This window comes from Streptomyces sp. NPDC037301, from assembly GCF_055602785.1.
Map to the genome: position 1 here is coordinate 1 of NZ_JBVJWD010000105.1, position 11,263 is coordinate 11,263.

At 69.0% G+C, this 11,263-nt stretch carries 7 protein-coding genes; 2 read left to right on the top strand and 5 right to left on the bottom strand.

Annotated elements, in window-relative coordinates:
- Positions 1-161: 161 nt before the first annotated feature.
- Genes ACZ7IB_RS47755 through ACZ7IB_RS47765 form a run of 3 tightly spaced genes read right to left on the bottom strand, consistent with a single transcriptional unit; the run spans position 162 to position 2,661 of the window.
- On the bottom strand, positions 162-374 hold the full coding sequence (locus tag ACZ7IB_RS47755) for a hypothetical protein (RefSeq protein ID WP_470921532.1): 213 nt from the start codon (positions 372-374) through the stop codon (positions 162-164).
- Positions 371-1,147: an AAA family ATPase gene (locus ACZ7IB_RS47760; protein WP_470921533.1), complete on the bottom strand. Its 777-nt coding sequence runs from the start codon at positions 1,145-1,147 to the stop codon at positions 371-373. Before ACZ7IB_RS47760 ends, ACZ7IB_RS47755 begins: the two co-directional genes overlap by 4 nt.
- Positions 1,147-2,661, bottom strand: a complete 1,515-nt coding sequence (locus tag ACZ7IB_RS47765) for a Mu transposase C-terminal domain-containing protein (RefSeq protein ID WP_470921539.1) — start codon at positions 2,659-2,661, stop codon at positions 1,147-1,149. Before ACZ7IB_RS47765 ends, ACZ7IB_RS47760 begins: the two co-directional genes overlap by 1 nt.
- A gap of 435 nt (positions 2,662-3,096) precedes the next feature.
- Between ACZ7IB_RS47765 and ACZ7IB_RS47770 the strand changes: the two genes are divergently transcribed.
- Together ACZ7IB_RS47770 and ACZ7IB_RS47775 are read left to right on the top strand one after the other, a co-directional pair.
- Entirely contained in the window at positions 3,097-5,958 is a 2,862-nt protein-coding gene (locus ACZ7IB_RS47770; RefSeq protein ID WP_470921541.1) for a DEAD/DEAH box helicase, read from the top strand.
- On the top strand, positions 5,955-7,316 hold the full coding sequence (locus ACZ7IB_RS47775; RefSeq protein ID WP_470921535.1) for an SWIM zinc finger family protein: 1,362 nt from the start codon (positions 5,955-5,957) through the stop codon (positions 7,314-7,316). The genes ACZ7IB_RS47770 and ACZ7IB_RS47775 overlap by 4 nt, the downstream gene beginning before the upstream one ends.
- Here ACZ7IB_RS47775 and ACZ7IB_RS47780 read toward each other — a convergent pair.
- Positions 7,264-9,930 (bottom strand): helicase associated domain-containing protein, encoded by a 2,667-nt coding sequence (locus tag ACZ7IB_RS47780; protein ID WP_470921537.1) that lies wholly within the window; start codon positions 9,928-9,930, stop codon positions 7,264-7,266. The two genes, ACZ7IB_RS47775 and ACZ7IB_RS47780, sit on opposite strands and share 53 nt — an antisense overlap.
- The gene (locus ACZ7IB_RS47785) at positions 9,927-10,562 is read right to left on the bottom strand and encodes a hypothetical protein (protein WP_470921538.1); all 636 of its coding nucleotides are present in this window, start codon (positions 10,560-10,562) and stop codon (positions 9,927-9,929) included. Before ACZ7IB_RS47785 ends, ACZ7IB_RS47780 begins: the two co-directional genes overlap by 4 nt.
- Positions 10,563-11,263: the final 701 nt, after the last annotated feature.

Sequence of the window (11,263 nt, forward strand, 5' to 3'; positions counted from 1 at the left end):
GAACGCTTTCCAGGTCGCCTTCGAGGGCCGCCTGACTCCCACCGACCACTGACCAACTCAACAACCAAGATCAGCCGTTAAATTGACACACCCCGGCCGGACACCCCAGTCGTCACCCTCGTCGGACCCACCAAACCAGCCCCAACCTCCCGGAAAAAGACCTAAATCACCGGTATTGCGCCTAGGGGGAGTCGTTTGCCCAGGGCGTAGAGCAGGTCGTGGGCGAGGGCTGCGGGTGCGCCGTTGGCGGGGCTGGGGTCGATGGCCAGTCGTCCAGCAGCCGGTTCGTGTGCGGTGTGTGCGGCGGCTGTCCAGTCGGGGTGGTCGTCCTTGTCGTTGATGACGGTGACCGGTGGCGGGCCGCCGCCGGTCACTGCATGCCGCCGATTTTGCTGTAGACCCAGCGCACGAGGTCTTCGTCGACTTGTTTGAGGTTCAGTTTCTTCATGCCGGCGAGGATGTGGGTGGTGATGTTGGCCCAGTTGCGGAAGCTGCCGTGGGCGGCTTGTTTGTCGATCGCGTCGATCAACACGGTGTCGACGTCTGCCCATACGGGGTGGAAGGCGGGGATCGTGGCCCGTACCTCGTCTTTGGACATGCGGGTGAATTCCTGCCAGATGAAGATCCTGGAGGCCAGCATCGGCTCGCGTCGCAGGACTTTGTAGCAGCCGTCGCCCCCGGCGAAGATCACCGCGATGTTGGTGCGTTTGTCGTCCCACAGGTGGCGCCAGAATTCGAACCCGGTCTTCTTCATCCACTGTGCCTCGTCACAGACCAGGACCCTGAATTCCTCGGCGAGCGCCTCCTTGAGGAGGGTATCGAACTCGATCGGGCGGGCCGGCGGTTCACCCGGTAGCCCCAGGGCCTGGAAGAGACCATGTCGGATGTCGCGCGGGGTCGGTCCGGCCCGCAGTTCCAGGCGGTGGGTGGTGTCCGGAGCGAGGTGGCGCAGGGCGGAGTTGACGGACATCTTGCCGGATCCGGCCGGCCCGTAGACACACATCATGGCCTTGGCCTCGATGACGGCCTCGATATTGTCCCGAGTGGTCAGCAGCGTGTCAGTACCTACCAACTGGGCATGCTCCAGGCCCAGGAAATGGTCTTCACGCTCGTCGGGCAGCAGCCCGTAATCCAGATCAGCGATCATCAGCTGTGGTCCTCATCAGGAGTAGATGTGCGCGGGGGCCTCGGGCGGGCCCACGTCTCGGGCGCGGGGCCATGGGGGATGAAGTCGGGGCGGGCCAGCGCACGACGGTCCACCTGCGCTGTTGCGCCCAGTTCTTCCTCGGCTTGAGCGCCGGTGGGGAAGCCGAGCGAGCGGGGAGGGGCTGCGGTGGTGGAGGCTTCGAAACGCTTGCGGCGTAGTTTCTCCGCGGCTTTCAGATCGGCTTTGAGCCGGCGGGCGGCCGCGGTTCGTACCGCTTGCACGGCGCGGATCTGTTCCCGGCTTGCGGCGGCGGCCAGGAACGCCGACCCGAGGTGGCGGCCGGTTACGGCTTCGAAGACTTCGATGGTGTCGTCGTGGTGGGGAAGGTGGCGTACGGAGACTTTGGTGCCGGTACGGCCGTTCATCCAGGGGGCGAGGTAGTCGCGGCGCCGCCACCGCACGCCGGACGTGCTGATTGTGTAGGTGCGCCCGTCGTCCTCGAGCGCGAACGTCGCCAGCTGCCCGGCTGGCACGTCCGTGAGCGGGGTCGGATCGGCCTGCCACGCCTCGATGGGGGTCTTGCCGCTCAGGGCGTCCGGGCGGTGGCGGGTGTTCCACCAGGTCACCCAGTCCAGCAGCAGGCCCACGAATGCCTCGTAGGTGAGCGGTGGGGCGTCGGGGTCGGCGAGCCGGCCGCCGGTGAGTTTCTGGCGGCCGGTGTAGCGGGGGAGCGAGACGAGGAACATCTCCTCCACTGCGTCGTTCAACGCCTCGATGGTGCCCTTCAGGTACGGGCTGTAGGCGGGAAGGCCGGTGACGGGGACGGCGAACGCGCCCATCGCCGCGGTGACCGTCGCGCACAGGAACTCCTTGCCGCGGTCCACCCGGATCTGACTGGGCAGCCCGCCCACCGGCCCGAACGGCTCCGTGCGGGTGATCGCGATCCGCAGAGAGGCCAGGACCGCGTCCCTGCTGGGCGCGTGAGGGGTGACTGCAACGCCAGTAATCGCTTTGGTGGCGCAGTCGATGAACCAGGTCACCCATGGTGTGGCGAGCTCACCCTCCACGTCGACCTCGACGGGCACGTGCTTGTGGTCGCCTTCCCATACGGCGTTGCGGTGCGTCGGAGGCCGCTGCCCGAACACGTCGTGCGCGCGCCGCGCGGCCTCTCCGCTTTTCAGTCCGGCCCGCTCTCCGCGGGTCAGGTCCCGGCGGACCGCCCGGTGCAGCGTCGACAGGGACGGCACCGCTGGCGCGTCCGGATCCTCGGCCGCTCGCTGCATCAGCTCGGCGTGGACCCGGGAGGCGTTACCGCCCCACAGCGCCAGCAGCCGCCGGATCTCCGCCGTGACTGTGAAGCGCGACGCTTCTATCCGAGCGAAGCGCTGATCTTGACGCGCGGCGGCCAGCCACCGCCACACGGTCCGCTCCGATTTCCCCAACGCCTGGGCGACCAGACGTACATGCGCAGCGGTCAGTTCCCCGCGTTCGTCGAGGTCCAGCAACCGGGGCATCGCTGCCGCCCGCCCGGCCTGGGGCCAGAACACCGCCGACGGGCCGCTTTCGTCCTCGGCAGCTGCCCTCGCCATGTGCATGCCCCTGGGTGTCGACAATCGACACGGACAGCACGTTTTGCCGCCCGAGTCTTTAGGTGTGCCAGGTCTTCGGTACTCAGCTGACCAGTATCGGCATACGGCTGACAGCAGTTGTCACCATCCACTACGACGCCCCTGACACCCCGCGCGCGGTGTTGCTGAACTCCCGTTCCCTGGCTCCCTGGCCGGGGAGCGGAGTTCAGCAGCGGCTCGGTGCCCGGCTCGGTTACGCTCGATGGGCGGCTTGATACCTGCCGCGCAATTTCGGATCGAAAGCAGCTCACCTCCGTGGCGACCGGCCCTGATGTCATCGAGACTGACGACGATGAGATTTCCACCTCGGCACCGGCTGTCATGGACCCGGCCCGGCTCGGGGAGCTGGCTGCCTGTGCCGCTGTTTTCCTGCCCGCTGACCCGCCCCGGCTTGGCCGTGTGGCCTTCTGGCGTACCGACGGCCAAGCTCCGCCCGCGGTGACCGGTCGGCTGACCGTGGTGAGGCCGCATGGTGTTTCTGTGCGGCGCCGTGATGTCGACGCCACGATCGTGCCGGTCTCCCAGGCCCTGCCCGCACTTGGCCGGATGCGCGGTGTGCCGGGAGCGGACCGGGCCGCCGCGTTCTGGGGCGCGGCGAGCGTGCTTGCTCTGCAACTCCTCGCCCGCGGCAGACTCTTGCCCGGTGTCAGCCCCGGTGGTTTCGACGCCTGGCGTATCGGGCCGTACGACCAGCAGGACATGGCGCGGGTGCGGGAGCTGGCTGCTGCGATGCCGCCCGAGGCCCGGGCGGTGCCGCTGGCCGGTCCGGCGCCGGTTCGCCTGCCCGAGGCCGAGCCGCTGTTGCGGGCCTTTTTGGACGCGGTGGCCGATGCGCTGCCCCGTACGCCCGCCGCACCGGCGGCCGCCGGCGCCACGGCCTGGACCGCTCAGGCGCCGCAGCCGGTTCCCCACCAGCGCGGCTGGGCGGCGGAGGTAGCCGCCGGGCTGGATGCGGGGGTACGAGTCTCCCTGCGGCTGGAGCTCCCCGGCCTGCCCGCCCGCGACCGGGACGACATCGACGATCCGGGCGCCTGGGAGGACGAAGACGGGGGCAGTCCTTTCCGGGCTGTCGTCCAGCTGCACAGCCTCGGTGACGCCACCGTGGTGGCGGACGCCGCGGACATCTGGTCGGGCCGGTCGGCCGCCGGCGGCGCTTTCGGTCCGCGTACGAAGATCGACACTTTGCTGACGCTTCGCCGGGCCGCGAGGGCCTGGCCGCCGCTGGGCCGGTTGCTCACCGCCGTCGCTCCCGCCGAGCTGGAGCTCTCGGACACCGAGGTGTCCGAGCTGCTCGGAGAAGCCGCCGCCCCTCTGGCTGCCGCGGGGATCCAGGTGCACTGGCCGAAGGAGCTGGCCCGCGAACTCCTGGCCCGCGCGGTGGTCGAGCCGGCCAAGAAGGCCGGCTCGGACCAGCCGTCCGTGCTTGGTGCCGACACGCTGCTCACCTTCCGCTGGCAGCTCACCGTCGGTGGCCGCGAGCTGGACGACGCCGAGCTGGACCGGTTGGCCGAGGCTCAGCGGCCCGTGGTGCGGCTGCGTGACCAGTGGGTGCTGATCGACCCGGAAGTGCTGGCCCGGGCCAGGGACCGCCAAGACCGCCAACTTACCCCTGTCCAGGCACTGGGCGCGGTCCTTGGCGGCAGCGTGGAGGTCGGCGGGGAGTGGGTGGAGGTCACGGCCGGCGGCTGGCTGGCCGAACTGAAAGAACGGCTCGCGGACCCCGAGGCCACGGCCCGCCGGGCACCGCTGGCGCAACCCGCCGCGCTGAGGGCGACCCTGCGGGACTATCAGCTGCGCGGTCTGGCCTGGCTCCATCAGATGACCGAGCTTGGACTCGGCGGCTGCCTCGCCGACGACATGGGCCTGGGCAAGACCATCACGTTGATCGCCCTGCACCTGCACCGGCAGAACATCCCGGCCCTCGCGGGCCCGACCCTGGTGGTCTGCCCGACCTCGCTGCTCGGCAACTGGAGCCGGGAGATCGAGCGGTTCGCTCCAGGCACGCCCGTGCGCCGCTTTCACGGCCCGGCCCGCAGCCTGGAAGATCTGGTGCCGTGCGAGTTCGTCCTCACCACCTACGCGACGATGCGCCTGCACACCGCGCAACTGACCGCGGTGGGCGCCTGGGGCCTGGTGGTCGCGGATGAGGCCCAGCACGTGAAGAACCCCTTCTCCGCCACCGCCAAGGCGCTGCGCACCATCCCCGCCCAGGCCAGGGTCGCTCTGACCGGCACACCGGTGGAGAACAACCTCTCCGAACTGTGGGCACTGCTGGACTGGACCACCCCGGGCCTGCTGGGCCCGCTCAAGGCTTTCCGCGACCGCTACGCCCGTGACGTGGAGCGCGGTGAGGATCCGCAGGCGGCGGTACGGCTCGCCGCGGTGGTCCGGCCGTTTCTGCTGCGCCGTAAGAAGTCCGACCCGGGCATCGCTCCGGAGCTCCCGCCGAAGACCGAGACGGACCGGGCGGTCGCTCTGACGAAGGAGCAGATCGCGCTGTATGAGGCGGTGGTCCGCGAGACTCTCGCCGAGATCCGTCAGAGGGACGGCTTCGCCCGGCGTGGCCTGGTGGTCAAGCTGCTGACCGCTCTGAAGCAGATCTGCAACCACCCTGCGCAGTACCTGAAAGAACAGGGCGGCACGATCGCGGGCCGGTCCGGGAAGCTCGAACTGCTCGACGAACTGCTCGACACCATCCTGTCCGAGGACGGTGCGGTGCTGGTTTTCACCCAATACACCGCGATGGCCCGGCTGATCGAGGCACACCTGACAGCACGCTCGGTGCCCGTCCAGTTCCTGCACGGCGGCACCTCGGTCAGCCGGCGCGAGGAGATGGTGCGGCACTTCCAGGACGGGCAGGTTCCCGTCTTCCTGCTCTCCCTCAAGGCGGCCGGCACCGGCCTGAACCTGACCCGGGCCGGGCATGTGATCCACTTCGACCGCTGGTGGAACCCTGCAGTGGAGGACCAGGCCACCGACCGGGCCTACCGGATCGGGCAGACCCAGCCGGTACAGGTGCACCGCATGATCGCGGAGGGCACGGTGGAGGACCGCATCGCCGAGATGCTCAAGCGGAAGAAGGATCTCGCGGAATCCGTACTCAGTGGCGGCGAAGCCGCGTTCACCGAGCTGACCGACGCCGAACTCGCCGATCTCGTCCAGCTTCAGACGAGCTCCCGATGAGCCGCCCGAAGAAGGCTGACGACGGCCGCACCCGGACCTTCCCACCGCTGCCTGCGGCCCGGGGGCGGCGGTCCTTCGCCGAATCCTGGTGGGGCAACGCGTGGGTGGAAGCTCTGGAAGGCAAGCAGCGCCTGGCGACGGGGCGTCTCGCGAGGGGACGGACCTACGCGCGCGGCGGCAACGTCGGTGAGATCACCGTCACCCCGGGCCGGGTAGCCGCCCGTGTCCAAGGCAGCCGCCCTGCGCCGTACCGGACGTCGATGGACATCCCCCAGCTCAGCCCCCGTGACTGGGAACTGCTGCTGGATACCGCCGCCGGCCAGGCCGGGCATATCGCGGCCCTGCTCGACCGGGACATGCCCACCACCCTGGTCGACGACGCCGCCCGGGCCGGCGTCCGCCTGCTGCCCCGGCAAGGCGAACTGACCCCCAACTGCTCCTGCCCCGACTGGGGCTACCCCTGCAAACACGCCGCCGCCGTCTTCTACCAGGTGGCCCGCCTCCTCGACCACGACCCGTTCGTCCTGCTCCTGCTGCGCGGGCGCGGCGAGCGCGAACTGATGGACGAGCTCCAGCGGCGCAACGCCATCCAGGCAGCGGCCGAGGACACCGCGCCGCAGGCCCTCGCCCCGGCCGGACCGCTCGGTGTGCCCGCCCGCGACGTATTCGCCGCCGCCCGCGCGGGGATAGCACCCTTGCCTGCCCCGCAACCCGAGGCTGACCGCCCAGGGCAGGTGGCATCGTTCGCGACCGCGGGCGAGACCACACCCGAACTGGACCCGTCGGCCCTTCAGTTCCTGGCGGCCGACACGGCCGCCCGCGCGGCCAGGCTGCTCCGCCAGATTGTGCTGTCCCACGACGTCCCGCACCAGTCCACCGGTGCGGCCGACCTCGCCGCGGCCGAGGATCTCGTACGCCTCGCGGCGGCCGCACCCCCGTCGGGAGTTTTCGCCCGGCTCTGCAGGCACGCAGGCCGCACCCCACAGGCGCTCACACGAGCGGTACGGGCCTGGCGGCAGGGCGGCGCCGCAGCCCTGCCGGTCCTGGACGACGCGTGGGACCCGGACCCATCGCAACTCAACCTGGCCCGCGAGGCGGTCAAGCAAGCGTGGGAGGGCGAACAGGCCCCAGGACTGCGAACCGCGCGCAACCGGCTGACGGTGATCGGACACGACGCCCAGCTACGGCTGGGCACCGACGGACGCTGGTACCCGTACCGCAAGGAACAGGGCGACTGGTGGCCGGCCGGTCCCGCAGACCGGGACGTGACAGCAGTACTGGCCGGGCTGCTCGCCAGCCCGGACATCACGCCCACTCCACGCCCAGCTCCGCGAGCGCGACGCGCTGCTCCACGGTGAGTTTGTCGCGGCGGGTCTTGGTGTTCGTGATCCACACGCCCAGCTTCACCATGACGGGGGCGGTCTCGCTTTCCACGACGATCTCTTCTGCGTGCCCGCGCGGAACCCGGTGGTGTCGTTCGCGGGCGATGTACTGGGCGAGGGCCTGTACGCCCCTCTGGAAGGCTGCTGATGTCTTCCCGGACGTCTTCCCGCCGCCCTTGGCTGCCGGGGTCGGGGCGGGGCGCTGGGCTGGCTGAATGCCCAGCCCGGTGAGCCGTTCCTGCTGCTCGGTGGTCAGCTGTGCCCAGGAGTTGGCCTGTCGCTGGAGCCACCGCCCGAGGTCGTCGCCTTCGTAGGTGACGCCGGGTTGGATGTCGGGGAGGTTGCCGCCGGGTTCGGTATTGGCGAGGTCGGCGAGTACCCGGTAGTGGCGTTGCCAGTTGAGTGGCCAGGGGCAGTTCCAGTCTTCATCGATGGCGGCGAGTTGCGCCGCGCGGTGCTCGGCCCGCTCCGGATCCTTGCCGATGCCGCCCTTGCGGCGGAGGTTGGCGATCAACTGTCCGATCGGGATCAGGCTGTCGGTGCCTCCTTCGCCCCATAGGGTGTCTTGGCGGGGTGCGAGGTGTCCGTGGGCCCGGTGGAAACTGCGCAACGCCGCGAGTTTGGTCTCCCATGCTTCGTCTCCGGGTTCCCAGACCATCCCGGCCTCCGGTGCGTCGAGGAGGGTTTTGCGGTGGTCGTCGAGTTCGCCGGCGCGGTATGCGCGGCGTTGTTGGTGGACCCACCTGCCGAGCGGGAACGCTTTCGTGACGCCGACCTCGGTCTCTGTGTCGTAGGGGACCGCGTGGAGCCCGGTGATGTGGTTTTCGGTGCGCCAGTGTCGGAGGGCTTGGTAGCCCTCGAGCCAGACGAGGGTTTCGGGTCGGTACACCCGCGTACGCAGGAACGCGGCGATGGTGGCCGGGTCTCGTGGAGTGGAGAAGTGGAGCAGCGCGGACTCGAGCACGGCCCGCGTCCCGTTCTCCTGGTCGACGACCTCACCCTCGCCTTCGCCCTCGGTTCCGATGATGCGCCCGTCGGCGTCGCGCTGGACGTGGACTTTCCGCTGCCCGCTGCTCAGGGCGCGGTTGGCGAGTTGTTCGACCAGCTTTTCGGAGTGGCTGCGGAGCCCGTTTAGGACGGCTACAAGGGGTGCGAACGAGGCTGAGGCGATCATGTCGTTGGGGTCTTCGCCGGGTTCCAGGAACACGGGCACGATGATTCGGGCGACTTTCGTGGTGCCGTCCGGGTTGGGGCGGAGCGCCCGGCCGATGTTCTGGACGATTTCGATCTGGGAGCCGCGGGTGTCGGCGAAGCAGATGGCTTCGACTCCGCGTGTGCCGATGATGTCGACGCCTTCGCCGAGCACGCGTACGGAGGCGAGGAATGCCCGGTGGACCCGTTTGCTGTTGGCGTTGATGCCGCCCGCGAACTGCCGCAACACTTCGCGGCGCTCGCTGACGAGGTGGTCGCCGCAGAGCCAGTTCGCCCAGACCCGGTCCGCAGGGACGTGACGGTAGGGCTCCAGTTCGTAGAGCTTGGCGCTGATCGAGGATGGCGGTAGTGCCGCGGCGTCTTCGAGGAATGTGTCGGATGCCTCGGTCGCGTAGAGCTCGGCCGCCGTTTCGGGCAGCTTCTCTGCGAACGCGGCTGCCTCTTCCACTCGCTGGTGGAACGTCATGACCGTATGCAGGTTGCGTGCGGCGGCGTGCTCCAGCAGCGCGGTCTGCAGCAGCGCCAGGCGCCGGCCCCGCAGTGCTTCTTCCGACAGCCCCAGCACCGGCTCGGGGTCGCGGATTTCGATGACGTCGATCTCGAATCCGGCGAGGATTCCGCGCTCGATGGCTTCCGACAGTCCGAGTTCGTAGATCCATTCGCCGTATGTGCCGTCTGGGTCGGACGTCATGGAGGCGATCTCCAGCTCCTGCCCGTCCTTGCCCTTCTGCGGCCGAGGAGCGGTGAGGATGCGTGGGGTGGCGGTGAGGTAGAGCCGGAAGTCCGCGGGGATCCGCTGGTTGTCGTGGATCGCTGCCCAGGGCCGGCCGAGGTCTCCGGCGGTTCCGTGGGCTTCGTCCACGATCGCGAGGTCGAACGGTTCCATGGTCTGTCCGTACAGCCGCTCCCCGCCCGCCAGGGCGGCTTCCAGCGGCCCTCGGACCTTGTGCTGCCCCAACGGGCCCTCGGGGTCATCGCGGTCGACGAGGGAGGCGTAGGTGGCGAACACGATCACCGACCCGGAACCCGCCCACAGCGCGAGCTGGATCGGGTTGGTGGTCGTCCGCACGCCGAGCTGCTCCAGGACGTCGTCCTTCTCCAGCGAGCACACGGCAACCATCGGGGAGCGGTGGCCGACCCGGCGCCACGCCTGGGCGGTCTGCACGAGGAGGTCCAACGTGGGGACCGTGACGAGGATCCGGCCGCCGGGGAAGTTGTCCAGCGCGGCCGAGGCGGCCGTGATCGTCTTCCCGGAGCCGGTCGCGGAGACGACCGTGCCACGGAGCCCCTCAGCGGGCACAGATGATCTTGCAGGGAATCCCACCCATTTACGGATGCCTGAATTTGCTTCTACCTGGTGTTCTCGAAGCTGGATCAAAACAATTCTCCGGGTTCGGGAAGGACCTGCTCGACCGAGGTGATCCGGTATCCGCCCTGCCGGTAAGGGCCGTCTGGGCGTCCGTAGACGGTCCAGGGCCGGTGGGCGGCTTCGCTGAGGGAGGAGGCCATCAGATGGACGGTGAGGCGCGGTTCGCCCAAGCAGCCGGCCTGCTCGGCGACGATCCGGTAGACCCGATGACGCAGCATCTCGGCCGGTGCCCCGCCATGTTGCTCCGCGGCAGCTATGTCAGCGGCCACACGCTGCATCCGCTGCTCCTCACGGCGGCCTACACGCGGATCCTGCCCCGGTGCATAGACAGGCATCTGCTGCTCCGTCATCACGTGGGCGACACGCTTCCATTCAAGGTGCTCCCACACGGCGATCGCCAGCTCACTCAGGCTGAGGAGCTCTGCCGGTCCTTCGCGTGCGCGTTCCTCGCGTTCCCGGGAGAGCCGCACATGCGTCCGCACCTGGCCGAGGGCGAGCCCGGTGGCCTTTCTCGTCACACCGAGCCGCGCAATTTCTTCCGGAAGATATTCGTAGAATGACATGAGCCCCGTCCGCGCCCAGAGGGTATCCCTTGTTTCTACCAACTCTACATGCTGCATCAAAGCAATGATGCGTGGCACCGAAACCAGGACACGAACGAGCGACCCCTCGTAGCCAGTCACCCTCCCGGGAGACGGGGGCCGGAAGGGCACGGGGGTCTGGGGCGAAGTGGAGGGCCTCGGTCCCGTTGGTGTGGGTCACCCCTTAGGGTGCTGCCAGACCAGGGCTTCTCATGACGCCTGGCGGTTCATCACAGGGGGATGCATGAGTAGGCAGACAGAACAACGGCGTCCTTGGATAGAGCGGACACTCTTTGGCACCCCGTTCCGGGTGGCGGTCTACCTGACCGTTCTGACACTTGCCAGTCTGGTGAAACTCGTGTGGGCAGTACAGGACGACCACAGCTTCAAGGTTGTGGTGACCAGCTTCGTAATCTTGCTCAGCACAGCGGGAGCTGTGCTGTTCTGGCGTATCCACCGCAGAAGCCACCGGGCCTCCTAGCCAGCCAGGCCCGCGCAGCGGGTCTAGGTCCTGAAGGCGAAGCCGGAAGGACTCAGGGTGGGGGAGCGCAGCGGACACACCCTCAGGTGAGATCTCACACCTCGCCTAACCGGCAACCCGTCCGCCCGCCCGCAACGGGCCGGCCCCTACCCCCTGGAGCGCAGCGGAAGGGGCACGCCCGGCAAAGCCGGGCCGGGGTGAGCGAAGCGAACCCCAGACTCTGTGAAACGGAGTCAACCCTGGTGCGGAGAACCAGAGTCCTCACCCCTTCGGAGCAAGG